This is a genomic window from Roseomonas gilardii (assembly GCF_001941945.1).
GTDB lineage: Bacteria > Pseudomonadota > Alphaproteobacteria > Acetobacterales > Acetobacteraceae > Roseomonas.
Genome location: NZ_CP015583.1, coordinates 1,864,163 through 1,889,912 on the forward strand (window position 1 = coordinate 1,864,163; position 25,750 = coordinate 1,889,912).

23 protein-coding genes and 1 tRNA gene are annotated in these 25,750 nt (G+C 70.2%); 12 read left to right on the forward strand and 12 right to left on the reverse strand.

The annotated features are described in order from the left end of the window. The first annotated feature begins 190 nt into the window (after positions 1–190). From dusB to RGI145_RS08490, 10 genes are all read left to right on the forward strand, one after another. Entirely contained in the window at positions 191–1,231 is a 1,041-nt protein-coding gene (dusB, locus tag RGI145_RS08445) for a tRNA dihydrouridine synthase DusB (RefSeq protein ID WP_075798001.1), read from the forward strand. After that, positions 1,228–2,427 (forward strand): two-component system sensor histidine kinase NtrB, encoded by a 1,200-nt coding sequence (locus RGI145_RS08450; protein ID WP_075798002.1) that lies wholly within the window; start codon positions 1,228–1,230, stop codon positions 2,425–2,427. Before dusB ends, RGI145_RS08450 begins: the two co-directional genes overlap by 4 nt. Further along, positions 2,424–3,866 (forward strand): nitrogen regulation protein NR(I), encoded by a 1,443-nt coding sequence (gene ntrC / locus RGI145_RS08455; RefSeq protein WP_075798003.1) that lies wholly within the window; start codon positions 2,424–2,426, stop codon positions 3,864–3,866. Before RGI145_RS08450 ends, ntrC begins: the two co-directional genes overlap by 4 nt. 88 nt (positions 3,867–3,954) lie before the next feature. After that, positions 3,955–6,258 (forward strand): sensor histidine kinase NtrY-like, encoded by a 2,304-nt coding sequence (locus RGI145_RS08460; RefSeq protein WP_075798004.1) that lies wholly within the window; start codon positions 3,955–3,957, stop codon positions 6,256–6,258. Further along, entirely contained in the window at positions 6,248–7,657 is a 1,410-nt protein-coding gene (gene ntrX / locus RGI145_RS08465; protein WP_075798005.1) for a nitrogen assimilation response regulator NtrX, read from the forward strand. Before RGI145_RS08460 ends, ntrX begins: the two co-directional genes overlap by 11 nt. Before the next feature lie 102 nt (positions 7,658–7,759). Then, positions 7,760–8,632 carry a D-amino-acid transaminase gene (locus RGI145_RS08470; RefSeq protein WP_075798006.1) on the forward strand — a complete coding sequence of 291 codons (873 nt, stop codon included), beginning with the start codon at positions 7,760–7,762 and terminating at the stop codon, positions 8,630–8,632. Continuing rightward, positions 8,629–9,303: an HAD family hydrolase gene (locus RGI145_RS08475; RefSeq protein WP_075798007.1), complete on the forward strand. Its 675-nt coding sequence runs from the start codon at positions 8,629–8,631 to the stop codon at positions 9,301–9,303. The genes RGI145_RS08470 and RGI145_RS08475 overlap by 4 nt, the downstream gene beginning before the upstream one ends. A 93-nt stretch (positions 9,304–9,396) precedes the next feature. After that, positions 9,397–9,717, forward strand: a complete 321-nt coding sequence (hfq, locus tag RGI145_RS08480) for an RNA chaperone Hfq (RefSeq protein ID WP_027280984.1) — start codon at positions 9,397–9,399, stop codon at positions 9,715–9,717. Beyond that, positions 9,698–11,023 (forward strand): GTPase HflX, encoded by a 1,326-nt coding sequence (hflX, locus tag RGI145_RS08485; protein WP_075798008.1) that lies wholly within the window; start codon positions 9,698–9,700, stop codon positions 11,021–11,023. Before hfq ends, hflX begins: the two co-directional genes overlap by 20 nt. 7 nt (positions 11,024–11,030) lie before the next feature. Continuing rightward, positions 11,031–11,864 (forward strand): inositol monophosphatase family protein, encoded by an 834-nt coding sequence (locus tag RGI145_RS08490; protein WP_075798009.1) that lies wholly within the window; start codon positions 11,031–11,033, stop codon positions 11,862–11,864. Here RGI145_RS08490 and mazG read toward each other — a convergent pair. The 10 genes from mazG to RGI145_RS08540 form a co-directional block, all read right to left on the reverse strand. Further along, positions 11,861–12,718: a nucleoside triphosphate pyrophosphohydrolase gene (mazG, locus tag RGI145_RS08495; protein ID WP_075798010.1), complete on the reverse strand. Its 858-nt coding sequence runs from the start codon at positions 12,716–12,718 to the stop codon at positions 11,861–11,863. The genes RGI145_RS08490 and mazG overlap by 4 nt on opposite strands. A 62-nt stretch (positions 12,719–12,780) precedes the next feature. After that, positions 12,781–13,566, reverse strand: a complete 786-nt coding sequence (locus RGI145_RS08500) for an MBL fold metallo-hydrolase (protein ID WP_083670563.1) — start codon at positions 13,564–13,566, stop codon at positions 12,781–12,783. 13 nt (positions 13,567–13,579) lie between these two features. After that, positions 13,580–14,362 (reverse strand): TatD family hydrolase, encoded by a 783-nt coding sequence (locus RGI145_RS08505; protein ID WP_075798012.1) that lies wholly within the window; start codon positions 14,360–14,362, stop codon positions 13,580–13,582. After that, positions 14,359–15,882, reverse strand: a complete 1,524-nt coding sequence (gene metG / locus RGI145_RS08510; RefSeq protein WP_075798013.1) for a methionine--tRNA ligase — start codon at positions 15,880–15,882, stop codon at positions 14,359–14,361. The genes RGI145_RS08505 and metG overlap by 4 nt, the downstream gene beginning before the upstream one ends. A 59-nt stretch (positions 15,883–15,941) precedes the next feature. After that, positions 15,942–16,988, reverse strand: coding sequence for a DNA polymerase III subunit delta' (locus tag RGI145_RS08515; RefSeq protein ID WP_075798014.1), 1,047 nt, complete (start codon positions 16,986–16,988; stop codon positions 15,942–15,944). Continuing rightward, positions 16,985–17,614: a dTMP kinase gene (gene tmk / locus RGI145_RS08520; RefSeq protein WP_075798015.1), complete on the reverse strand. Its 630-nt coding sequence runs from the start codon at positions 17,612–17,614 to the stop codon at positions 16,985–16,987. The genes RGI145_RS08515 and tmk overlap by 4 nt, the downstream gene beginning before the upstream one ends. Before the next feature lie 14 nt (positions 17,615–17,628). Beyond that, entirely contained in the window at positions 17,629–18,861 is a 1,233-nt protein-coding gene (locus RGI145_RS08525) for a D-alanyl-D-alanine carboxypeptidase family protein (protein ID WP_075798016.1), read from the reverse strand. A 124-nt stretch (positions 18,862–18,985) separates the two neighbouring features. Further along, positions 18,986–19,948, reverse strand: coding sequence for a septal ring lytic transglycosylase RlpA family protein (locus tag RGI145_RS08530; protein WP_237183247.1), 963 nt, complete (start codon positions 19,946–19,948; stop codon positions 18,986–18,988). Beyond that, positions 19,945–20,928, reverse strand: coding sequence for a lytic murein transglycosylase (locus RGI145_RS08535; RefSeq protein WP_075798017.1), 984 nt, complete (start codon positions 20,926–20,928; stop codon positions 19,945–19,947). The genes RGI145_RS08530 and RGI145_RS08535 overlap by 4 nt, the downstream gene beginning before the upstream one ends. Positions 20,929–21,064: 136 nt before the next feature. After that, positions 21,065–22,144, reverse strand: coding sequence for a lipid A deacylase LpxR family protein (locus RGI145_RS08540; RefSeq protein ID WP_075798018.1), 1,080 nt, complete (start codon positions 22,142–22,144; stop codon positions 21,065–21,067). A 50-nt stretch (positions 22,145–22,194) separates the two neighbouring features. Between RGI145_RS08540 and RGI145_RS08545 the strand changes: the two genes are divergently transcribed. Then, positions 22,195–22,284, forward strand: a tRNA-Ser gene (locus tag RGI145_RS08545). A 71-nt stretch (positions 22,285–22,355) separates the two neighbouring features. Here the strand turns inward: RGI145_RS08545 and RGI145_RS08550 are convergent. Continuing rightward, complete coding sequence (locus tag RGI145_RS08550; protein ID WP_261340787.1) at positions 22,356–23,321, reverse strand: D-2-hydroxyacid dehydrogenase family protein; 966 nt, start codon at positions 23,319–23,321, stop codon at positions 22,356–22,358. Positions 23,322–23,527: 206 nt separating this feature from the next. Here RGI145_RS08550 and RGI145_RS08555 point away from each other — a divergent pair, with 206 nt between their 5' ends. After that, positions 23,528–24,196, forward strand: coding sequence for a DsbA family oxidoreductase (locus RGI145_RS08555; protein WP_075798019.1), 669 nt, complete (start codon positions 23,528–23,530; stop codon positions 24,194–24,196). A gap of 51 nt (positions 24,197–24,247) precedes the next feature. Here the strand turns inward: RGI145_RS08555 and RGI145_RS08560 are convergent, their stop codons facing one another. Continuing rightward, complete coding sequence (locus RGI145_RS08560; protein WP_075798020.1) at positions 24,248–25,666, reverse strand: MFS transporter; 1,419 nt, start codon at positions 25,664–25,666, stop codon at positions 24,248–24,250. Positions 25,667–25,750 lie beyond the last annotated feature (84 nt).

Genomic DNA, 25,750 nt, shown 5'->3' on the forward strand with positions numbered 1-25,750 from the left:
GCGGAATGATCGCCTGTACCCCTTGCCCGCTGGATTAAACGGTCGTCAGATTGTCACGAAGCAGGAGGCATTCTGCCGCGCGGATCGGCGCTTGACGATCTGCCTGCCCAAGGGATAGGCATCCCGCATGGACGGTTCAGAAGATTTCTCGCCGGCCGTTTCCCCCGCGACCACGGGAAACGGCCCCGGCATGTTGCGCCCGATCGACCTGGGGGGCGTTACGATCGATTGCCCGGTCCTGCTCGCCCCCATGTCGGGGGTGACGGACCTGCCCTTCCGGCGCCTGTCGCGCGAGCTCGGCACGCCGATGGTGGTGAGCGAGATGATCGCCAGCCAGGCCATGGTGCGGGAGAACCGGCAGACGCTGAAGATGGCGGAGGTGGACGGCTTCGGTGGCCCGGCCTCGGTGCAGCTCGCGGGCTGCGACCCGCAGGTGATGGCGGAGGCGGCGAGGCTGGCCGCGGACCGGGGCGCCGCCATCGTGGACATCAATTTCGGCTGCCCGGTGAAGAAGGTCGCCCTGGGCCAGTCCGCCGGCTCGGCACTGATGCGCGACGAGGTCGCGGCGGCACGAATCCTGGAAGCGACGGTGCGTGCTGTCTCCGTGCCGGTGACGCTGAAGATGCGCATGGGCTGGGACCACAACAGCCTGAACGCCCCGCGCCTGGCGGTGATCGCACGCGAGAGCGGTATCCGCATGGTCACGGTGCACGGGCGCACCCGGCAGATGTTCTACACCGGCAAGGCGGACTGGGACTTCATCGCCCAGGTGAAGGCGGTGGCCGGGATTCCGGTGATCGCCAATGGCGACATCCTGAACGCCGCCGACGCGGCCGAGGCGCTGCGGCGTTCCGGCGCGGATGGCGTGATGATCGGGCGCGGCGCCTATGGGCGGCCCTGGGTCATGGGCGCCGTCGCGGCCCGGCTGCGCGGGTTGCCGGAGGGCGTCGCGGTCGCGGAAGAGCCTTCGCTGGCGGAACGCTATGCCATCATGCTGCGGCATTACGAAGCGATGCTGGATTATCACGGCCGCGACCCCGGCATGCGCCTCGCCCGCAAGCATCTCGCCTGGTACTCCTACGGCCTGCCCGGCAGCGCCGAGTTCCGGGGGCGCGTGAACCGCGCCGATACGGTGGAGGCCGCGCTGGAAGAAATCCGGCGCTTCTGGGAGCCGCTGATCGAGAGCGGCGTCACCATCCAACATGGTCGCGCGGAGGCGATTGCCGCATGAGCGGAGCCGTCAGTGCCCTGATACGCCGGGTGACGCCCCGGAGCGGGAAGAGCACCTTGCCGCCGGAAAGCGCCGCCGTGCTCGCGGCGATCCCGATGCCGGTCGTGGTGCTGGACGAGGCGGACCGCTTCCACTTCGCCAACCCGGCGGCGGAACTCTTCTTCGACCTCTCCGCCGTGTCCCTGGCGCAGATCTCGCTGCACGAGCTGCTGCCCGAGGACAGCCGCCTCTTCTCGCTGATCCGGCAGGTGCGGATGGCGGAGGCGCCGGTGTCCGACCACGACCTGATCCTGGAAAGCCCGCGCCTGCACCGGACGGACGTGACCGCCCATGGCGCGCCACTGCCGGAACTGCCGGGGGCGGTGGTGCTGACGCTGCAGGACGGTTCCACGGCGCAGAAGCTGGACCGGCAGCTCAACTTCCGTGGCGCGGCGCGCGGCGCCTCGGCCATGGCGGCGATGCTGGCGCATGAGGTGAAGAACCCGCTTTCCGGCATCCGCGGCGCCGCCCAGCTCCTGGAACAGTCGGTGGGAGAGGGCGACCACGAGCTCTGCACGCTGATCCAGGACGAGGTGGACCGCATCCGCGACCTCGTCGAGCGGATGGACATGTTCAGCGAGCGCCCGGTGGAGCGGGGCCCGGTGAACATCCACGAGGCGCTGGGCCATGTCCGCCGCGTGGCCGGGACGGGCTTCGCCGCCCATCTGCGGATCGTGGAGGAATACGACCCCTCCCTGCCGCCGGTCCTGGGCAACCGGGACCTGCTGGTGCAGGTGCTGCTGAACCTGGTGAAGAACGCCGCCGAGGCGGTGGACCCGGTGGAGGGGGAGATCGTGCTCTCCACCGCCTACCGCCACGGCGTCCGCATCGCCATCCCCGGCAGCGACGAGCGCGTGCATCTGCCGCTGGAGGTCTGCGTCCGCGACAACGGACCGGGCATCCCGGAGGAGGTCCGCGCCAACCTCTTCGAGCCCTTCGTGACCACCAAGCGCGGCGGGCAGGGGCTCGGCCTGGCGCTGGTGGCCAAGCTGGTGGCCGATGCCGGCGGGCTGATCGCCTGCGAGAGCCGGCCGGGCCGCACCATCTTCCGCCTCGCCCTGCCGATGCCGCCGGCGGTGCAGGCCGTCGTGCCCGCCGCCGGGGCCAAGAGCCGCCCCTCGTCTTCCCGTGCCGCCAAGGACCCCGCCGTACCGTGAGTGAGCAGACCATCCTGATCGCCGACGACGACCGGGCGATCCGCACCGTTCTTTCCCAGGCCCTGGGTCGGGCCGGCTACAATGTCCGCGCCACCTCCTCCGCCGCCACGCTCTGGCGCTGGGTGGAGGACGGGGAGGGCGACCTCGTCATCACCGACGTGGTGATGCCCGACGAGAACGGGCTCGACCTCCTGCCCCGGATCAAGCGGATACGGCCCGACATGCGCGTGCTGGTGATGTCGGCCCAGTCCACCTTCACCACGGCGGTGAAGGCGGCCCAGCGCGGCGCCTTCGAGTACCTGCCTAAGCCTTTCGATCTGAAGGAGCTGCTCTCGGTGGTGGGGCGCGCGCTCACCACCCCGGTCCCCTCGGTCGCGCCGCCGGAGGATGGGGAGAGCGAGCGCCTGCCGATCGTCGGGCGCTCCACCGCGATGCAGGAGATCTACCGCACCGTCGCGCGGCTCACGACCACTGACCTGACGGTGATGATCACCGGCGAATCCGGCACCGGCAAGGAGCTGGTGGCGCGCGCCCTGCACGACTATGGCAAGCGCCGCACCGGCCCCTTCGTGGCGATCAACATGGCCGCCATCCCGCGCGAGCTGATCGAGGCGGAGCTGTTCGGTCATGAGCGCGGCGCCTTCACCGGCGCCCTGGCGCGCGGCGTGGGCCGCTTCGAGCAGGCGGCGGGCGGCACGCTCTTCCTCGACGAGATCGGCGACATGCCGCCGGAGGCACAGACCCGCCTGCTGCGCGTGCTGCAGGAGGGCGAGTTCACCACGGTCGGCGGACGGCAGCCGATCAAGGCCAATGTCCGCATCATCGCCGCCACCCATCGCGACCTGCGTCAGGCGATCCGGGCCGGGACCTTCCGCGAGGACCTGTTCTATCGCCTGAACGTGGTGCCCATCCGCCTGCCGCCACTGCGCGAAAGGCTGGAGGACATCCCGCTGCTCGCCCGCCACTTCCTGGAGCGCGCCCGCGCCGCCGGCCTGCCCGGCAAGACGCTGGACGAGGAGGCGATGGAGCGGCTGAAGGACCATTCCTGGCCCGGCAATGCGCGCGAGCTGGAGAACCTGATGCGCCGCCTCGCCGCGCTCTATCCGCAGGAGGTGATCGGCGCCGACGCGGTGGCGGCGGAGCTGACCGAGACGGAAAGCAGCCCGGCCCTGCCCGGGGAGCCGCGCAGCCCGGAGACGCTGGAACAGGCGGTGGAGCGCCACCTGCACAGCTTCCTCGGCGCCCATCGCGACGGCATGCCGGTGCGCGACCTCTACGAGCGCGTGGTCTCCGAGGTGGAGCGGCCGCTGATCCGGCTGGCCCTGGCGGCGACGCGGGGCAACCAGATCAAGGCGGCGGCGATGCTGGGGCTGAACCGGAACACGCTGCGCAAGAAGATCCGGGAACTGGAGTTGCCCGTGGTCCGGGGCTTGTCCTGACGGACCGGCCGCGCGCCCCGGGGCGGCGGGTTGGGGTCCGGGGATCGGGTTCTGTGTGGCGGCGGGGAACTGCTCTAGACTGCCCCCGATGAGTTCCGCCCCCGCTTCCCGCAGCCTCACCCGGCGCGCTGCCGACCTCCTCCTGGGCCGGGCCATGACGCTCGGCCTGGCGCTCGGGGCGCTGCTGCTGGGGATCGGCACCTTCACCCTGCTGTCCAACGGCAGCCCCTTCGGCCCGACCCGGCCGGGGCAGGTGGCCGCCATGGTGCTGGTGAATGCCGCCTTCCTGCTGCTGCTGGGCGCCTCGCTGGCCGGGCGGCTGGTGCGGGTCTGGGCGGAGCGCCGCTCGGGCAGCGCCGGCTCGCGCCTGCATGTGCGGCTGGTGCTGATGTTCGGCGTGGTGGCGGTGGTGCCGGCCCTGCTGGTGGGCACCTTCGCGGCGGTCTTCTTCAACCTGGGCATCCAGGCCTGGTTCAGCGACCGCGTGCGCTCGACGCTGGAGGCCAGCCTCGTTGCCTCCCGTGCCTATCTGGACGAGCACCGCAACGCCATCCGGGCGGATGCGCTGGGCATGGCGGCCGACCTCAACCGCGCCTCCATGCTGCTCCAGAGCAACCCGGAGGCCTTCGGGCGGCTGCTGGCCACCCACACCGCCATGCGTGGCCTGACCGATGCCATCGTCTATGAGCCCGTGTTGGGAACCGTGGTCGCCCATGCGGGACTGTCCACCGCCACCGTCATGCCGCCGCTGGAAAGCTGGGCCTACGAGCTGGCCCGCTCCGGCGAGGTCGTGGTGCTGCCCAACGAGTCGGACGAGCCGCGCGTGCAGGCGCTGTTGATGCTGGATATCGCGCCGGGGCTGATCCTGCAGATCGGCCGCCCGGTGGATTCCGGGGTGCTGGAGCATATGCGGGCCACGGAGCGCGCCTTCCAGGCCTATGACCAGCTCGACCGCAACCGCTCCGGGTTGCAGATCACCTTCGCCATGATCTTTGCCATCGCGGCGCTGCTCGTGCTGATGGCGGCGGTGCTGATCGGGCTGGTCCTGGCCACCCAGATCGCCCGGCCGATCGCCCGGCTGATCAACGCAGCGGAGCGGGTGAGGGGCGGCGACCTTTCGGTCAAGGTGGAGGAGGGACCGCAGAACGACGAGGTCGCCTCCCTGTCCCGGGCCTTCAACCGCATGACCAACCAGCTCGCCGCCCAGCGGTCGGAGCTGATGGAGGCCTATCGCCAGATCGACGAGCGCCGGCGCTTCACCGAGACGGTGCTCTCGGGCGTCTCCGCCGGGGTGGTGGGGCTGGACACGGAGGGCCGGGTGAACCTGCCCAACCGCTCCGCCTCCGACCTGCTGGGCAAGGACATGGAGGCCGCGATCGGCCAGCCGCTGGCGGAGGTTGTGCCGGAATTCGCGCCGCTGATCCGCGCCGCCACAGCCGCGCCGGAGCGGGAGCAGACCGCCGAGATCCGCCTGGGGGCCGCGCCGGAGCGGCGCACCCTGCTGGCCCGCATGGGGGCAGAGGTGCAGGCCGGGCAGGTGGTGGGCTATGTCCTGACCTTCGACGACATCACGGCGCTGCTCTCGGCCCAGCGCAAGGCTGCCTGGGCCGATGTGGCACGGCGCATCGCGCACGAGATCAAGAACCCGCTGACCCCGATCCAGCTCTCGGCGGAACGGCTGAAGCGGCGCTACCTGAAGGAGATCGCCTCCGATCCCGAGACGTTCCAGGCCTGCACCGACACCATCGTCCGGCAGGTGGGCGACCTGCGGCGCATGGTGGACGAGTTCTCCGCCTTCGCCCGCATGCCGCAGCCGGTGATCCGGCCGGAGGACCTGTCGCGCCTGGGGCGGGAGGCCATGGTGCTGCAGCGGGACGCGCATCCGGCCATCACCTACGAGACCAGCTTTCCCGAGAACGGCCCCATCGTTCCCTGCGACCGGCGGCTACTGAACCAAGCCCTGATCAACCTGCTGCAGAACGCCGCCGACGCGATCGTGATGCGGCCGGAGGGGGAGGCCGGCGGCCGTATCGCCTTCACCGTCACGCCCGAGAAGGACGGGGCCGCCTTCATCGTCGAGGACAACGGTGTAGGCTTGCCGACCGGCGAGGACAGGGACCAGCTCACGGAACCGTACGTGACCCACAAGGCGAAAGGCACCGGTCTGGGCCTTGCCATCGTGAAGAAGATCATGGAGGACCATGGTGGCCGGCTGACGCTGAGCGACCGTGGAGACGGTCCGGGGGCGCGGGCGTCGCTCTTCCTGCCTTTCGCGTCCCCGGGGGAAAAACCAGGGGACAGACCGGGAGACAAACCGGGCGAGAAGAGGGAGGGTCATGCCGTGCCAGGTGAGACTGCCAGGGAAACGGAGAGCCTTCGTCATGGCGCATGACATCCTGATCGTGGATGATGAGCCCGACATCCGGTCCCTGATCGAGGGCATCCTGCAGGATGAGGGGTACGAGACGCGTTCGGCGCGCAATTCGGACGAGGCGCTGGCTTCCTTCCGACAGCGCCGGCCGAATCTCGTGATCCTGGATATCTGGCTGCAGGGTTCGCGCCTCGACGGGTTGGGCATCCTCCAGGCCATCCATGGCGAGGAGCCACAGGTGCCGGTGGTGATGATCTCGGGGCATGGCACCATCGAGACGGCGGTCCAGGCGATCCAGCAGGGGGCCTACGATTTCATCGAGAAGCCTTTCCAATCGGATAGGCTGCTACTCGTGGTCTCCCGGGCGCTGGAAGCCGCGCGGCTGAAGCGGGAGAACAGTGAGCTGCGCCTGCGGAGCGGGCCGGAAACGGAGCTCGCCGGCGTCTCCTCCGCCATCGCGCAACTCCGCCAGGCGATCGAGCGCCTGGCGCCCACCGGGTCGCGGGCGCTGATCACCGGCCCGGCCGGCTCCGGCAAGGAGGTCGCGGCGCGGATGATCCATGCGCGCTCCAAGCGCGCCGCCGAGCCCTTCGTGGCACTGAATTGCGCCACGCTGAACCCCGCCCGCTTCGAGGAGGAGCTGTTCGGCGTCGAGGGCGGCACCGATCCGGCCACCCAGCCGCGCCGCGCCGGCGTGCTGGAACGTGCCCATGGCGGCACGCTCCTGCTCGACGAGGTCGCGGACATGCCGCTGGAGACCCAGGGCAAGATCGTCCGGGCGCTCCAGGAGCAGGGCTTCGAGCGCGTGGGCGGCTCCACCCGGGTGAAGGTGGATGTGCGCGTGCTGGCCACCACCAACCGGGACCTCGCCGCCGAGATCGCCGCCGGGCGCTTCCGCGAGGACCTGTTCTACCGCCTCGCGGTGGTGCCCCTGCGCGTGCCGCCGCTGCGCGAGAGGCGGGAGGACGTGCCGGTGCTGGCGCGCTCCCTGATGGCCCGTTCCGCCGAGGCCGCCGGCATCCCGCCGCGCGAGATCAGCGAGGACGCCATGGCGGCGATGCAGGCCTATGACTGGCCGGGCAATGTCCGGCAGCTTCGCAACATCGTGGACTGGCTGCTGATCATGGCGCCGGGCGGGCCGGGCGAGAGCATCCGCCCGGAGATGCTGCCGCCCGAGATCGGTTCCGCCGCCCCGGCCATGCTGAAGCTGGACCGTTCCAGCGAGATCATGACCCTGCCGCTGCGGGAAGCGCGCGAGCTCTTCGAGCGACAGTATCTGGAGGCACAGCTTCTGCGCTTCTGCGGCAATATCAGCCGCACGGCGAATTTCGTCGGCATGGAGCGTTCGGCCCTGCACCGGAAGCTGAAATTCCTGGGTGTGAGCGCCGATGAGCGCGCCAATGCCAGCGTGGGGGCCTGAAGCGGGCCCCTGAGCCGGGTCACTGACCGAGCCTTCAGTCTTTTTTGCCCGGGTTTCGGGCCTGATGGGAGACCCCGGAGGGAAAGCCCCCGGGGATATCGGATGTCGCGTATCGCCTATGTGAACGGCCAGTATGTCCCGCAGCGCCAGGCCAGCGTGAATGTGGAGGACCGGGGCTATCAGTTCGGGGACGGGATCTACGAGGTCGTCCACATCCACCAGGGCCGCTTCATCGACGAGGACCGCCACCTCTCGCGGCTGGAGCGCAGCCTGCGCGAGATCCGCATCCCGATGCCGATGAGCATGGTGGCGCTGCGCTCGGTGCTGCGCGAGGTGGTACGGCGGAACCGGATCGCCGAGGGGCTGGTCTATATGCAGGTGACGCGGGGCGTGGCGCCGCGCGACCACGCCTTCCCGAAGAAGCCGGTGCCGCCGGCGGTGGTGATGACGGTCAAGCGGATCCCGCCTTATCCCGCCAGCATCGAGGGCTGGAGCCTCAAGGCCATCACCGCGCCGGATGAGCGCTGGGCGCGGCCCGACATCAAGACGGTGAACCTGCTGCCCAACGTGTTGGCGCGGCAGGCGGCGCGGGAGCAGGGCGCGGCCGAGGCCATCCTGTTCAACCCGGCGACCCGCGAGGTCACGGAATGCGCCGCGACCAGCTTCTGGATCGTGGACGAGGCCGGCACCATCCGGACGCGGCATCTCGACCAGCACATCCTGCCCGGCTGCACCCGTGGGGCGCTGATCGCGGAGATGCGGGAGGCCGGCATCCCCTTCGAGGAAGGCAGCTTCACGCTGGACGACCTCGCCCGGGCGCGGGAAGCCTTCATCACCTCCGCCACCTCCTTCGTGAAGCCGGTCGTCGAGGTGGACGGGAAGCCGGTTGGCGAGGGCAAGGCCGGGCCGGTGGCGCGGCAGCTCTTCGACCTCTTTGCCCGGCACGTGAAGGGCGGGCTCCCGAACGCCGCGTGAGCGCCCTGGACACTCTACCCCGGGCCATCGTCTGGGACTGGGACAACACCCTGGCCGATGGTTGGCCGGCCATCATGGCCGGACTGAATGCCGCCTTCTCGGCTTTCGGCCTGCCGCGATGGTCGTTGGAGGAGGTGCGGGCCAATGTCCGCAAGTCCCTTCGGGATTCCTTCCCCACGATCTTCGGGGCCGAATGGACCCGGGCGCGGGACATCTTCTACGCCGAGGTCCGGGCCCGGCATCTCGCGGTTTTGGAGCCCATGCCCGGCGCAGGCGCCCTGCTGGCCGAGGCCGCGCGGCATATCCCGCTGGCGGTAGTCTCCAACAAGCAGGGGCCGCTGCTGCGGGCCGAGGCCGCGCAACTCGGCTGGACGGGCCATTTTCGTGCGCTGGTCGGGGCAGGGGATGCGGCGGCCGATAAGCCCTCGCCGGAGCCGATCCGCCTCGCCTGTGCCGCCTGCGGCATTTTGCCGGGGCCGGATGTCTGGTATGTGGGGGATAACGCCCTGGACATGGAGGCCGCGCGCCGTGCCGGCTGCCGGGGCGTGCTGCTGGGCCTTGCCGAACACGATGGCGGGCTCGCGGCGATCATGCGGGACGGGGATTACCCTGACGCCGAAATGATGCGGTCCGCCCTGGCGGGGCTTGCATTGACGGCGCGCTTGGGCTGAACCTCGCCCGCTTGGGTGCGGGGGTGCCGCACCCTGTTTTCCAGGAGAGGGCCGGGCAAACCGGCTCCGCTCACAAGAAGAAGGACCGAGCCGATGGCCGCCGAGAAGTCCCAGAACGTTCAGGACGTGTTCCTGAACCATGTCCGCAAGAGCAAGACCCCCGTCACGGTATTCCTCGTGAACGGCGTGAAGCTCCAGGGCATCATTACCTGGTTTGATAATTTTTCCGTGCTGCTTCGTCGCGACGGGCATACCCAGCTCGTCTACAAGCACGCCATCAGCACGGTCATGCCGGGTGCCCCGATCCAACTCTTCGATGCCGCCTCGTCGGGTCAGCAGGCGCCTGAGCGCCCGCTGCGCGAGACGACCATGACCCTGCACCGGGAGCCGCAACCTGTCGGCAGTTCTGACTGACACGCGCGGCGGGCCGACGCCCGCCGCCGTCATCCTTCCCTGGGAAAAGCCCGGCCGCATCGGCCTGGAATTTCCCGGGGCGAGCCGCGCCGCCGAGGCACGACTGGCCGAGGCGGTCGGCCTCGCGGCCTCCATCGGTGTCGCCATCGTCCACAGCGCGGCTCTGCCGCTGCGCATCCGCCGCCCCAGCACCCTGCTGGGCGAGGGGCAGGTGGAATCCGTCGCCCAGGCGGTGAAGGAGCACCATGTTCAGGTCGTGGTGGTGGATGCGGCGCTCACGCCCGTCCAGCAGCGCAACCTGGAGCGCGACTGGGGCTGCAAGGTCATCGACCGGACCGGCCTGATCCTGGAGATCTTCGGCGAACGCGCCCGTACGCGGGAAGGCTCCCTGCAGGTCGAACTCGCGCACCTGGAATACCAACGCACACGCCTCGTGCGGTCCTGGACCCACCTGGAGCGGCAGCGGGGCGGCTTCGGCTTCCTCGGCGGCCCCGGTGAGTCGCAGATCGAGATCGACCGCCGCCTGATCGGCGAGCGGATCGTCAAGCTGAAGAAGGAGCTGGAACAGGTCCGCCGCACCCGCGGCCTGCACCGCCGGGCGCGTGAGAAGGTGCCACATCCCGTGGTGGCATTGGTCGGCTACACCAATGCTGGCAAGTCCACCCTGTTCAATGCGCTCACCGGCGCCAGCGTCTATGCGCAGGACCAGCTCTTCGCGACGCTGGACCCGACCATGCGCGCCATCCGCCTGCCCAGCGGGCGGACGGTGATCCTGTCGGACACGGTGGGCTTCATCTCGGAACTGCCGACCCAGCTCGTGGAGGCCTTCCGCGCTACGCTGGAGGAAGTCGCCGCCGCCGACGTCATCCTGCATGTGCGCGACGTCGCGCATCCTGACTCGGCCGCTCAGCGCGCCGATGTCCTGGAGGTGCTGAACGAGATGGCCGAGGGCCCGGACGCGCCGCTGGACCCGGACTGGACCGGCCGCATGCTGGAGGTGCTGAACAAGGCCGACCTGCTCGGCGGGCTGGACCAGGCCGCCGAGCGCGGGGCAGGGGAGGCGATCGCCGTCTCGGCCCTGACCGGCGAAGGGCTCGACCGGCTGCGTCACGCGCTGGACGAGCGGCTTTCCGCCGGCATGGTGGTGACGGATGTCTCGGTGGAGCCGGCCGACGGCGCCGCCGTCGCCTGGCTCTACCAGAATGGCGAGGTGCTGGCCCGCGAGGATGGCGAGGACGCCATCCATCTCCGGGTCCGGCTCACCCAGGCCGATCTGGGCCGCTTCGAGACACGCCAGGGACCCTGAACACCCGATGACCATCAACGCACGGGCGGTGACCGACATCGCCCAGTTGCTGCGCGAAGCGGCGCAGCGCGAGATCATGCCCCGCTTCCGCCGCCTGGCGGAGGGGGCGGTGCGGATCAAGACCGGCCCGACCGATCTGGTGACCGATGCGGACGAGGCGGCCGAGCGCCACATCGCCGCCGGGCTCCAGGCCATGCTGCCGGGCTGCGTGGTGGTGGGCGAGGAAGCGACCGCCGCCGATCCGGGCCTGCTGGACCGGCTGGCGGATGCGGAACTGGGTTTCGTGGTCGATCCGGTGGACGGAACGGCGAATTTCGCCGCCGGCGTGCCGCTCTTCGGCACCATGGCAGCGGCCTTCCGGCGCGGGGAGATCATCGCCGCCTGGATCCACGATCCGGTGAGCGACGACACCGCCGTGGCGCTGCGTGGCGAGGGTGCCTGGAACGAGGCGGCGGACGGCACCCGGACCGGCGCCTTGCAGGTGGCCGAGCCAGTGCCAGTGGGGCGGATGGTGGCGGGAGTTTCCTGGACCTATCTGCCGGAGCCGTTGCGCTCGCGCGTGGTGAATCGCCTGCCGGCGCTGGGCTCGACCTTCCATTTCCGGTGCGCCGCGCATGAATACCTGTTGCTGGCGAGCGGCCATATCCATGCGACCTTCTACAACCGCCTGATGCCCTGGGATCACGCCCCGGGATGGCTGCTGCACCAGGAGGCCGGGGGTTATTCCGCCCAGTTCGACGGCAAGCCCTATGACGCGGCACGGGTCCGGACCGGCGGGCTGATCTGCGCGCCGGACCGTGACTCCTGGCAGGAGCTGCGGGACACCCTGCTGGGCGGCTAGCCCTGTCCCTGGCGTTCCGCCGCCTTGGCGGACTGCCAGAGCGCCTCCATCTCCTCCAGCGAGGCGTCGCGCGGCGCGCGGCCCTCCCGTGCCAGGGCCGTCTCGATGGCTCCGAAACGGCGCTCGAACTTGGCGTTCGCCCGGTTCAGGCACTGCTCCGGGTCGAGGTCCAGCTTCCGCGCCAGATTGGCCAGGACGAAGAGCATGTCGCCCATCTCGTCCTCCAGCCGGGCGCGGTCGGCACCGGGCAGTTCAGCCCGCAACTCCGCCGTTTCCTCGGCCAGCTTCTCCAGCACGGATTCCGTATCCGGCCAGTCGAAACCGACCCGGCCGGCGCGGCGAGTCAGCTTGGCGGCGCGAGTCAGGGCGGGGAGGGCCTCCGGCACCCCGGCCAGCGTTCCGGTCTCGCCGCGCTTCGCCCGCTCGGTGGATTTGCGGGCCTCCCAGGCCTCGGTCTGGGCGGCGGCATCGGCGATCTCGGCCGAGCCGAAGACATGCGGGTGCCGCGCCAGCATCTTGTCGCCGATCGAGCGCGCCACGTCGGCGAAGCGGAAATGCCCCGCTTCCTCAGCCATCTGCGCGTGATAGACGGCCTGGAAGAGCAGGTCGCCCAACTCGTCGCGCAGGGCCGGCCAGTCGCGCCGGGCGATGGCGTCCGCGACCTCATAGGCTTCCTCGATCGTATAGGGCGCGATGCTGTCGAAATCCTGCACCTGGTCCCAAGGGCAGCCATCCGGCGCCCGGAGCCGTGCCATGATGTTCAGGAGGCGCCGGATCTCCCGGGCGGCGTCCTCGCGCTCCGGTTCTTCCGGACCATGCGAGACGTCGGGGGAGGACGGATTGGCTGGGTTCATCGGGCTGCTTCTTTAATTTCGATAATATATATTATGTAAAATGATGGAGGCCTGGGAGAGCCTCAGCGGCTCTCCAGCACCAGTCCGTCATGGGCCGCTTCGATACCCTCCGGCAGGTTCGCCCGCATCCAGGCCCAGTCCAGATCCGGCCCCATATGCGTCAGCACGGTGCGGCGCGGACGCAGCCGCTCCACCCACTGCACCACCTGTTCCAGATGTGCGTGTACCGGATGCGGGCGCCGGCCGAAGCAGCCCACGATCCAGGTATCGAGCCCGTGGAGCTGCTCCAGGCTTTCCTCCGGCATCACCACCACATCGGTCGAATAGGCAAAGTCGCCGATCCTCAGCCCCAGCGTGTCCATGACCTTGTGGTCCTGGCGGAACAGCCGGATCGGAAAGCCGGCGGCCTCGATCTCCTGCCCCGCATCGATCTCCACGGGCACCAACGCCGGGCGATAGAAGGTCGGCGTCGGCTCGCGGAAGGCATAGTCGAAGCGCCGGGCGGCATCCTCCAGCGTCGCCAGAGTGCCGAAGCACGGCAAGGCCCGGTCCATGAGGCGGTTGAGCTGCCGCACATCGTCCAGCCCCATCACGTGATCGGCATGGGAATGGGTCAGCAGGATCGCATCCACCCAGGCACAGCCCACGGCCAGGAGCTGCGTCCGCATGTCGGGCCCGGCATCGACCAGCAGAGTCTGCCCTCCGGGCGCCTGGATCAGGATGCTGGAACGGCTGCGACGGTTCCGCGGCTCCCAGGGGTCGCAGGCGCCCCAGTCGCCACGGCCATCCGCGCCGCCGATGATCGGAACACCCCCGGAACTGCCACAACCCAGGACAGTGATTTTCAACAAGAACAGCTCCTTAGGCGATCTTCTTGAAAAGCCTTCTGACATTTCCCGTGGTCAGTGCGGCAAGCTCTTCCAGGCTCATCCCCCTGACTTCGGCCAGTTTCCGGGCCGTGTGCATGACATAGGCCGGTTCGCAGCGCTTGCCGCGGAAAGGTGCGGGCGCGAGATAGGGCGCATCCGTCTCAACGAGCAGCCGATCCGCAGGAAGATCGCGCGCCACATCCCTGATATCCTGGCTTTTCGGGAAGGTCAGGATGCCGGAGAAGGAGACATAGCCCCCATCCGCCACGACCTCTTCCGCCAGGGCGCGGCCGGAGGAGAAACAGTGCAGCAGCACATCGAAAGCCCCACCCGACTCACGCTCCTCGCGCAGGATTCGGGCCGTGTCCTCGTCCGCCGCCCGCGTATGCACCACGACCGGCAAGCCAAGGCGCCGGGCCACGCGGATATGGCGCCGGAAGCTCTCCGCCTGGATCGCCGCGTGCTCAGCCGCGTAGTGGTAGTCCAGCCCGGTCTCGCCAATGCCCACGACGCGCGGATGATCGGCGGCGGCGGCGATCTCCGCTTCCTCCGGCATCGGCACCTCATGGATGCTCAGCGGATGCACACCGACCGTGCCCCAGACATCAGGGAAGCGCTCGATCAGCCCCCTCACCGCCTCCGCCTGGGCAATCCTGGTGCCGATGGTGATCATCCGCCCCACGCCCGCCTCGCGGGCACGCCCGACCACCGCCTCGACCTCTTCCTCGCTGAAATAGTCGAGGTGGCAGTGGCTGTCGGTGATCGTTTCGCTCACGCCTCGACCTCGATCTTGCGGAACAGCGGCGTGGGCGGCGGCAGCACGGTGCCCTCCGGCAGGGCCTTCAGCGTGGAGAGCGTCCGCTCCCCCTCGCCCACACCGAGCTGGTCCAGCAGCGCCCCCATCGTGCCCGGCATGAAGGGCAGCAGCACGGTGGCCAGCATCCGCAGCGTGGTGTGCAGGTTGCGGAGGACCGCGCCCATGCGCTCCGGGTCGGTCTTCTTCAGCGACCAGGGCTTCTGCGCGTCGATCCAGGCATTACCGAGGCGCACCACGATCCAGACCCGCTCTAGCGCCTCATGAAAGGCCTGGCGGTCCAGGGCCTCGCCCACCGAGTCAGGCAGGCCGCCCATGGCTTCCAGGAGCTCGCGATCAGCCTCCGTCGGCGGGCTCAGCGGCGGCAGACGGCCATCGCAGTTCCGCTGGATCATCGACAGGGTGCGTTGCGCCAGATTGCCAAGATCGTTGGCCAACTCGTTGTTCAGGCGGGAGATCAAGGCTTTCCGGCTGAAGTCGCCATCATTGCCGAAAGGCACTTCGCGCAGCAGGAAATACCGCACCGGGTCGAGCGCGAATTCCTCGACCAGCGCCACGGGGTCGATCACATTGCCCAGGGACTTGGAGATCTTGCGCCCCTCGTTCGTCCACCAGCCATGGGCGAAGACCCGCTTCGGCGGCGGCAGGTCGGCGGCCATCAGGAAGGCCGGCCAGTAGATGGCGTGGAAGCGCAGGATGTCCTTGCCCACGAAATGCACGTCCGCCGGCCACCAGAGCGTCTCGCCGGGATAGCCCGCGGCGGTCAGGTAGTTGGTGAGCGCGTCGAGCCAGACATACATCACATGCTTCTCGTCGCCCGGCACCGGCACGCCCCAGGTGAAGGAGGTGCGGGAGATCGAGAGGTCCTGCAGCCCGGCCTTCACGAAGCTCAGCACCTCGTTGCGGCGGGAGTTCGGCGCGATGAAATCCGGGTTGGCCTCGTAGAATTCCAGCAGCTTCCCGCCCCATTCGCTCAGGCGGAAGAAGTAGGAAGGCTCCTGCGTCCACTCGACCGGAGCACCGGAAGCGATGGCATAGCGCTGCCCGTCGCGCTCCTCGATCTCGTCGGGGCCATAGAAGGCCTCGTCGCGGACGGCATACCAGCCCTCGTAATGGCCCAGATAGATCTGGCCCTTCTCGACCAGCCGCTGCCACAGCGCGGCGCAGGCCTTCTTGTGCCGCTCCTCGGTGGTGCGGATGAAGTCGTCGTTGGACAGTCCGTCCAGCTTCGCCAGGTCGCGGAAGGCCTGGGAAACGCGGTCGGTGAAGGCCTGCGGGGCCTCGCCCGCCGCCTGGGCCGCCTTCTCCACCTTCTGCCCGTGCTCGTCCGTGCCGGTCAGGAACAGGACGTCGAAGCCGGCCATGCGCTTCCAGCGCGCCAGCACATCGGCGGCGATGCCCGTATAGGCGTGGCCGATATGCGGCTTGTCGTTCACGTAATAGATCGGGGTGGTGAGAAAGAAGCGCTGCGCTTCGCCCATCGTCGCGTTCCCATCGCTCGCGCTGCATCAGGGGCGGAGGCGACGGTGGGTCGCGGTGGTCAGCGTCGCCCGGGACCGCCGGTTTGCGACGTCCCCTGAGGCTCCGCGAGCGCGCCGAGGCTGACCAGGACCGCCTGCTTGCGATCGAGGTTCAGCAGCTCCGTCTCTTCCGCCATTCGTCCCAGGGTGTCCCACAGCCCCGCCCAGTCCGCAAGCGGGCGCTGCCCCAGCCAGGGCGGCGGCGGGGCTCCGCGCCCCGTCTGGCGGACCGCGGTGGCGATCGCGTCCCGCAGCAGGTTGACGAAGGTGGTGAAGCTGCTGCCGTCCCGCTTGGCGGCGAGGCGGTCGGCCAGGACATGCAGGGCACGCGGCTCGGGCCTGGGCAGGCTGCGGAGGAAGGACTCCACCTCCTCCTGCAAGGCCAGGGCCTCGCCCTCGGCAAGGCGTAGCGCCCGGCCCGGCGAACCGGCGGCGAGGCTGGCCAGCGTGGCGCGCTCCCCTTCGCCCATCTCCGGCAGCCAGCGGCCCAGCAGGCTCTCCAGCAGCGGCGTTTCCAGTGTCGGCAGATCGAGCCGGCGACAGCGGGAGCGCACCGTGGGCAGCAGCCGGTCCGGCGCATCCGTGACCAGGATCAGCACCGCCCGGGCCGGCGGCTCCTCCAGCGTCTTGAGCAGCGCGTTCTGCGCTTCGTTCGCCAGGGCCGCGGCCTCGTCCACGATCACCGCGCGCCAGCCACCCTCGGCGGGAGTCATGGACAGGAAGCGTGGCACCTCCCGCGCCTCCTCCACCGAGATCTGCCGCTTCACCTTGCCCTCGGCCACCTCGGGCGAAAGCGTCCGCAGATCGGCATGGGCCCCGTTTGCCACACGGGCGAAGACGGGATCGCGCGGATCGACCCGCAGCGGCTGCTCCACGGCATCGGGCTGCCCGGCCAGCAGCCAGCGGGCGTAGCGATAGGCCAGCGTCGCCTTGCCCACGCCCAGCGGCCCGGCCAGCAGCCAGGCATGGTGCGGCCGCCCACCTTGGGCAGCCTCCAGCAGCGCCAGGGCGGCGCCGTCCTGGCCGAAGAGATCGGGGTTGGCGCGCGGTTCCGGCGGCGCGCTCATGCCTCCAGATCCCGGCCCAGCCTTTCCCGGATCGTGGCCAGCGCGGCCAGCAGCACCGCATGCGGCGTGCCCGTGGCGTCCAGCACCGCGCAGCGCTCCGGCTCGGCCAGCGCGATATCGCGAAAGCCCTGGCGGACACGCTCGTGGAACGCCTGCTCCCGCGCCTCGAAGCGGTTGGTGTCGCCCCTTCCCAGGGCGCGGCGCGTCCCGGTGCCCGGCGGCACGTCCAGCATCAGAGTCAGGTCAGGGCTCAGCCCCTCCAGCGCCAGTTCAGCCAGGGTCCGGCAGCGTTCCGGACCGACCGGACCGGCGAGCCCTTGATAGACCATGGTGCTGTCGGCAAAGCGGTCGGAGACCACCCAGATCCCGGCCTCCAGGGCCGGACGCACCGTATGGGCCACATGCTCGCGCCGGGCAGCCGCCATCAGCATGGCCTCGGCCACCGGGTCCCAGCCGCCATGCTCCAGCACGAGGCGGCGCACCGCCTCCGCCCCCGGCGCGCCACCGGGCTCGCGCGTGCGCAGCGCCGGCAGGCCCGCCAGGGCCAGGCGCTGGACCAGGGCGCGGGCGAGCGTGGTCTTCCCCGCCCCTTCCCCGCCCTCCAGCGTGATCAGCCGGCCAGCCAAGGGCGTGCTTCCGCTCAGGAGCCGGAGACCCAGCGCCCGATCACCGCCGGGATGCGGGCCACGAGACCCATCTTGCCGACATCGGCGCCCGCGATCAGCGGCAGGCTCATCTCGGGCACGCCCTGGCCGGAGACCTGGATCTTCCCGACCTCCTGCCCCTTGGCCACGGGAGCCTGCAGCGGCGCGCTGTAGCTGACCTTGACCTCCAGGTTCTTGCGCCAGCCACGCGGCAGGGTGAGGACCAGATCGCGGCCGCCCACCAGCGGCACGGTCGGCCGGTCGCCCAGATAGACAGGCGCTTCCTCCACCGTCTCGGCGGCACGGAACAGGGTCACGTTGTCGAACTCGCGGAAGCCCCATTCGAGCAGGCGCTCGCCTTCCTCACCGCGCGCCCGCATGGTCCCCAGCCCGTTCACCACCAGCAGCAGGCGCCGGTCGCCACGCTTCACCGTGCCGACGAGGCCATAGCCGCCATCATCGGTATGCCCGGTCTTCAGCCCATCCGCCCCGGCCATGCGGGCCAGCAGCGGGTTGCGGTTCTCCTGGGTGATGTTGTTCCAGCGGAAGGAGCGCTCGTTGTAGTACTGCGCCTCCTGAGGGAAGTCCTGCAGCAGCTTGCGGGCGACGATGGTGAGGTCGCGGGCCGTCATGTAGTGGTTCGCATCCGGCCAACCGGAGGAATTGCGGAAGTTGCTGCCCCTGAGCCCGAACTTCTTGCCGTAGTCGTTCATCAGCTCGGCGAACTGGTCCTCGCTGCCTGAGATGGCCTCGGCGAAGACGACGCAGGCATCGTTGCCCGACTGCACGATCACGCCCTGGATCAGGTCTTTCACCGGAACCTGGGAGCCGAGGGCGACGAACATCTTGGAGCCGCCCATGCGCCAGGCGCGCTCGCTGACCGGCAGCTCCTGATCCATGCGCAGGCGGCCCTGCCGGATCATGTCGAAGACGATGTACATCGTCATCAGCTTGGTCATGGAGGACGGCGTCATCCGCTCGTCGGCGTTCTTCTCCAGCAGCACCGCGCCCGTGTTGACGTCGATCAGGATGGCCTGCCGCGCCTGCGTGTCCACCGGCCCGAGCGGCGTCGAGGCGGGGTCCGAGGGCGGGGTCGGGGCCGCCGGCTTCTTCGCGGCGGCATGGGGGGCGGCCCGGCGCTGCGCCAGGGCCTCGCCCGTCCATCCCACGAGACCGGCCCCGGCCCCCATCGCGGCCACGGCCCCCAGCAATTCGCGGCGCTTCGCCATGTCGAGAAATCCCCTTACCTGTCCGGCTTCCCCGGGTCTCCCCCGGGGGGTGTTCCCCAGGCGAGTTCCCCCCGGCTGGCCCCCCTGGCCAGCCCCCGGGAGCCGGAAGCCTATCCTGCCACAATCAGTCGACCAGGATGCGCGCTTCCGATACGCCGGTGTGCAGCACCTGCTCAAGAGCCCGGTCGGCGGAAGCCGCATCCGGGAAGGGCCCCAGCCGCACCCGCCATTCCGGGCGCCGGCCTGGGCCGAAGGGCTCGGCCCGCGCACCGGGCACACGGACCGCGAGCCGCCGGGCCGCGTCCGCGCCGGTGAAGCTGCCAAGCTGGATCATCAGCCGCCCCGGCATGGCCGGCCCCTGACTCACGCGCTCCGGCAGCCGTTCCGGTGGCGGGGTGCGATCCGGCTCCGGCACGGCGACGGCTCCGGATGCGGCCATCCCGGCCTGGCCCGACCGACCCGCGCGGGCGCCGGGCGGCGGATCGAGGCTCTCCCGCTGCACCGTCCCGGCCGCGGCGGTGGCGATCTCCAGGGCGGGCATCTCGCCCGGCGCGCGGGCGAGCGAGGCGGCCAGGGCGCGGGAGGAGTCGGCCTCCACCGCGATCCGGACCTGGGCCGGACGGCCAGGCGCGATGCCAAGCAGTTCCGCGGCGCGCGGGGACAGGCCGATCACCCGCCCCGGGTCCTGCGGCCCGCGGTCATTGACCCGCACCGAGAGGCTGCGGCCGTTCTCCAGATTGGTCACGCGCAGGATGGCCGGGAGCTGCAGCGTGCGGTGCTGCGCGGTCAGCAGCGCCGGGTCGTAGGTTTCCCCGTCCGTGGTGCGCCGGCCACCCCGCTTATCCGGCACCACGGCCGCCAGCCCGGTCTCGGCCAGTCCGTAATCCTCGCGCGGATAGGACCAGAGGCCGCCCATGCTGTAGGGCTGGCCGATCGTATAGACGGCGGGCGTCGGCGCCACCGGAGGCTGGCGCGGGCCGCAGGAGGACAGGGCCAGCCCCGCCAGCAGCAGGCCGGTCAGGGCGCACCCGGTGCCGGGAGAGCCGATGCGGAAGGCCCGGCCCCTCCCGGCGGCGGGATGGATCACGCCACGCGGTCCGACAGCATCCCCACCGCCAGCGCATAGAAGTCGGAGGGGTTGTAGCGGCGGATGGCGTTGAAGTTCCGGTACACCATGAAGACCTGCCCGTCGTCGCCGGGCACCACGATCGCGGCATCCTGGTCGAAGCTCGGCAGGGCCGAGCCATCGGCCTTGCGCACCCCCAGGCGTGCCCATTCGCCGAGCGGCTTGCGGTTCTCGCGGCCCAGGTCGCCCCGGTTCAGCCCGGCCGGCAGCGTCACTTCTCGCCCCCAGAGCACGCCACCTTCCCAGCCGCTCTTGGACAGATAGTTGGCAATGGAGCCGAGCGCGTCGGCACGGTCGTCCCAGATGTCCTTGCGGCCATCGCCGTCGAAATCCACCGCCAGCCGGTTGAAGCTGCTCGGCATGAACTGCGGCTGGCCCATGGCGCCGGCATAGGAGCCACGCATGCGGTCCACGCTGACATGACCGGCGTCCAGGATCTTCAGCGCGGCGATCAGCTCGCCCCGGAAGAACTTCGCACGGCGCCCTTCCCAGGCCAGGGTGGCCAGCGCCTCCACCGTGTTGAAGTTGCCGGTATAGGCGCCGTAGTTGGTTTCCAGCCCCCAGATCGCCACCACCACGCGGGCGCTGACGTTGAAGCGGCTTTCGATCTGCTGCAGCAGCGCCATGTTCTCGGCGACCATCTGGCGGCCGCGGTCGATGCGCGTCTGGCTCAGCCGCCCATCGCGGTACTGGGCCCAGGTCATGGTGAATTCCGGCTGCTTGCGGTCCAGCTCGATGACCTTGTCATTGGGCCGCAGGCCGGACAGGGCGCGGTTCAGGGTCGCGTCCGAGACCCCGCCGCGGCGCGCCTCGGCGCGAAGCCCCTGCAGGAAGGAGGCGAAGCTTTCCTCCTGTGCCCGTGCCCCGAACGGCACCAGGGAGGAGGCGGAGGCCCCGGCGGCAGCCAGGGTGGAAAGGAGAGCGCGTCGTGTGGCCGGCATGCGCGCAGAGGTGGCACGCGGCGCCGATTCCGGCAACGGATCGCGTGCCGCGCACGAGTAACCTTTCCGGGGTGTTGCACTGTTTCCCTGATGCGCCGTCGGAGCCGCGCCCAAGGGGTTCCTTAAAAGCGGTGCCTCAGAACCGGACGGAGAAGTTGAGCGAGCCGAAGGCCTGCGTCCCGCGCTGGCCGTAGAACTCCTCGGAGCGCAGGATCTGCGTATAGGCGATGCGCATGTCGCGCCACAGCACGGCGAAGCCCGCCTGGAGGTCGCCCACCAGCCAGCGCCGGTCCACGCTGCGGCTGTCGCGCCAGGTGTTGCCGTCCAGCGTGATGTCCCGCCCCACGACGCGTCCGTCCACGCCGCCGAAGACGTACCAGCCGAATTCCCGCGTCGGCTCGACCCAGCCCGAGCCGGCCAGGGCCGGGCGGATGCGCGCCGGCCCCCAGTCCGACTTCAGGCCCTTGCCCAGGCGGAAGGTGCCGCCCACCGCGCCATAGATGTTGCCATTGCCCAGGGATAGCGTGGTGGCCGGGATGATCTCCGTTTCGATCCCCTGCCAGCTACCTGTGGAGATCCGCCAGCGCCGCTCCGTCAGGAGGTCGATCACCGGCTCGTCCTTGATCTGGTAGTCCCATCCCTTGGCGGTCTTGACGCCGATCAGCCGGTGCCAGTTGTTCTGCACCTGCTCGCCCAGCGCGCCCGGCCCCACCAGCCCGGCCTGGATCTCGAAGATCGTCTGCTGGGTTGGCGTGGCATGGCTGAGGCTGAGCGCGCCGTAGAGGTGGCCGGCATAGGGCCGGTCCGTCGGGTCCGGATTCCGGAGCTGCTTGTCCTCCGGCGTGAAGATGTTGTGCCCGAAGGACCAGCCCCAGCGCAGCGGCCCCGGCCCCAGCAGCCAGCCCATGCCACGGTCGATCCAGGCCAGCGATTCGGGCATCACGGTGGCCGGGGAACGCCAGGTCAGCAACAGGCCATTGGTATAGTAGCGATCGGAATTGCCGCCGAAGAGGTCGTTCTCCACCGTCAGGCCCCAGGTGCCGGACCGGTTGGGCGTGGCCTCCGCCGGCGGCGTGACCGGGGAGACGGCTGTGGTGGGTTCCAGCGCCCGGGCGGGTGCCGGAGCTGTCAGGGACAGCGACCCCGCCAGCACGCCGGGGAGGATCGCGGCCAAGCCGGATTGGAGAATGGCGCGAGCGCGTGGCACGGAGTTCATCACCCCGGCTTGCCTTGCGGAGCGCTCCGGAGCAAGGAGGGGCCTCGCCAGGATGGGTGGCCGAGCGGTCTAAGGCAGCGGTCTTGAAAACCGCCGTGGGTGCAAGCCCACCGTGGGTTCGAATCCCACCCCATCCGCCATTCCCCCGCAGCTTCCCCGACCTTCTGCCGGGATACGCCAGCCCTTCCCGCCGCGAAAGGGCCACCCTCGCCTAGCCCGCTGCGATCCTGCGGATCGGGCTGCCGGCGAGGAACGCCTCGACCGCCTCCACCGCCCCCGCGAAATAGGCGCGGTAGTTCTGGTCCGTGACATAGCCGAGATGCGGTGTCAGCAGCGTGTTGGGACAGGACAGCAACGGATGGTCCGCCGGCAGCGGCTCGGTGTCATAGACATCCAACCCCGCGCCGGCGACCCGGCCGGAGCGCAGCGCCTCGACCAGCGCTGCCTGCTCCACCAGCGGACCGCGGCTGGTGTTCACCAGGAAGGCGCCGGGCTTCATCGCGCCGAGTTCGGCGGCGCCGATCAGGCCGCGCGTCCGCTCCGACAGCACCATGTGCACCGTCACCACATCCGCCTCCGCGAAGAGCCGGGGCTTCTCCACCAGCGTGGCGCCAGCCGCCTCGGCCCTTTCCCGGGTGAGGTTCGGGCTCCAGGCGATGACCGTCATGCCGAAGGCCCGCGCCACCCCGGCAACCCGGCTGCCGAGATGGCCCAGGCCCAGAACCCCCAGGGTCAGCCCCTCCAGCCCCAGGCCGATGCCCGTCTGCCAGCGCCCTTCGCGCAGAGCCTGCTGCTGCCCCGGAATGTCGCGCAGGAGGCCGATGATCAGCCCCCAGGTCAGGTCCAGGGTCGGCGCCCCGACCGAGGTCGTGCCGCAGAAGATGATCCCGAGTTCCTCGCAGGCCATGGCATCGACGGAGCGGTTTCGCCCGCCCGCCGTGACCAGCAGCCGCAGCCTCGGCAGACGCCGCAACAGGGAGGCCGGAAAAGGGGTGCGCTCGCGGATCAGCATGATCGCGTCGAAATCCCGCAGCCGGGCGACGAGGGCGTCCTCCTCGGCCAGCCCGTCCCGGAAGATGGTAAGCGCCACCCTGTCCCCGAGGCGTTCCCAGGGACCCCGGCTCGCCGCCGCGCCCTGGTAGTCGTCCAGCACCGCCAGCCGCATCGCTTCCGCCATCCTTACCCCCCTGCCCCGGCCATCCGGGCGCGGCCGGGGGAGCTGGCCATGGTCATGCGGGCTGCCCGGCATGTCCATGCCGGCGCGCCGGGGCGCGGGGCGAGGCGCCGAAACCGCCGTGCCATGCCCGGGCGACGAGCCAGGCCATCCGGATGCATTGCCCAGAACGGTTTCCCCCGGGCGGCAGTGCTCCTATATTCGGCGCCGTGAACGTCCTTTCGCCACCACGCGCACGTCTCAGCATCGAAGTCGTCTTCGACCTCGTCTGTCCCTGGTGCTTTCTCGGCATACGCCGCCTGCGCCGGGCCCTGCGCTCGCGACCCGACGTGATGGCCGACATGGTCTGGCGCCCCTTCCTGCTCAACCCGGATGCGGGCGTGGGGGGGATGCAACGTTCGGACTACATCGCGCGGCGCTTCGGCGGGGAGGACCGCACGCGGCGGCTGCACGCCACGCTGACGGAACTCGGCCGGGTGGAGGGCATCGATTTCCGCTTTGACCTGCTGCATCGCTCGGCCTCCTCGCTGGACGCGCACCGGCTGGTGCGGATGGCGGCGCGGATCGGCAGGGCGGACGAGGCCGTGGACCGGCTTTTCACCGCCTACTTCACCCAGGGGCTCGATATCGGCCGGCAGGACGTGCTCCTGCCCCTCGGCGTGTCGCTGGGGCTGGAACAGGGGGCGCTGCACCGCTTCCTGTCGGGCAATGCCGAGGTCGAGGACGTGCATGCGGAAAACCTTCGCGCCCATCGCCTCGGCATCAACGGCGTGCCCTGCTTCGTGGTGAGCGGCCGCCACGCCATCGCGGGGGCGCAGGAGCCGGAGGTGCTGGAGCGCCTGCTGGACATCGCCATCACCGAGGGCGAATTCGCCTGAACGGCTCGTCCCGGACCTGACCTTCGGGACGCCACCTTCCGGGCCTGACGCTCAGCCCGTCCTGGCACTGCCCGGCTGGTGGCCGCTGACCAGGCGGGCCGCGTCCTGCGGGAGCCGCAGCGCATCGGCCAGGCTCAGCAAGGCCAGCGCGGCGACCACGAGGAAGGCCAGGCGGAAATCCGCCAGATCCGGAACCCCGGCCTCCCCGTGTAGCGACTGGCCCAGCCGCAGCACCACGGCGCCAAGGGCGATCCCGAGGCCCAGTGCCATCTGCTGCACGGTGCTGAACAGCGTGTTGGCGCCGCTCATCCCGCCCGGCGGTACATCGGCGAAGGCCAGAGTGTTCAGCGCGGTGAACTGCATCGACCGCGCCAGTCCACTGACGAAGAGCAGGGCCAGGATCACCGGCACCGGTGTCTGCGGCGTCAGGAAGGCGCAGGCCAGGATCGTCGCCGCCGAGAGCAGCCCGTTGCACAGCAGCGTACCGCGAAAGCCGAGGCGCCGCAGCACGGGGGTGGTCAGCGGCTTCATCATCAGGTTGCCGGCGAAGACCGCCAGCACCATCAGCCCGGAATGGAAGGCGTCCAGCCCGAAGGCGAGCTGGAACATCAGCGGCAGCAGGAAAGGCACGGCGCTGATCGCCATGCGGAACAGGGAACCGCCCGCCAGCGTCACGCGGTAGGTCTGCACGCGCAGGGCCGACAGGTCGAGCATCGGCGCCGCCCTTCCCCGCGCATGCCGGACTGCCAGGGCGGCCAGCAGGAAGCTGCCCAGCAGCAGCCCGCCACCGGCCCAGGCCTGCCCTCCCGGCTGCGCGACGAGCTCCAGCCCGTACATGAAGCCGAAGCAGGCGCCGCCGGTCAGCAGGAAGCCGATGCCGTCGAAGCGGCGCCGCTCCACGGCATGGTCGTTGGGCACGATCCGCAGTGCCATCGCCAGGGCCACCACGCCCAGCGGCAGGTTCAGCAGGAAGATCCAGGGCCAGTCGGCATAGGTGGTGATGAAGCCGCCCAGCGGGGGCCCCAGCACCGGCGCCGCCAGGCCGGGCCAAGTGATGGTCGCGATGCGCTTCACGAGGTCCTTCTTCTCCGTGTTGCGCAGCACGGCGAGGCGCCCGACCGGCACCATCATCGCCCCGCCCAGCCCCTGGAGGACGCGGGCAGCGGTGAAGGTGAGCACGCTGTCGCTGACGGCGCAGAGCAGCGAGGCCAGGGTGAAGACGGCGATGGCCCAGGACAGCACCGTCCGCGCCCCGAAGCGATCGGCGAGCCAGCCGCTGGCCGGGATGAAGACGGCAAGCGTCAGCAGATAGGCCGACATGCCGATATTGAGGTCCACCGCCTCCACCCCGAAGGATTCCGCGATCCGGGGCAGCGCCGTGGCGATGATCGTGCCGTCCAGGTTCTCCATGAAGAAGGTGCCCGCGACCAGCAGGGCCACCAGGACGGAACGGTTGCGATCACGACTCATGCACGGGGCCTTCGCGGCTCGGCGGCCTTCCCGGACGGCCGGCAGAAGAGGGCGACCGCATCAAACCATGCCGGGGCAGCCCTG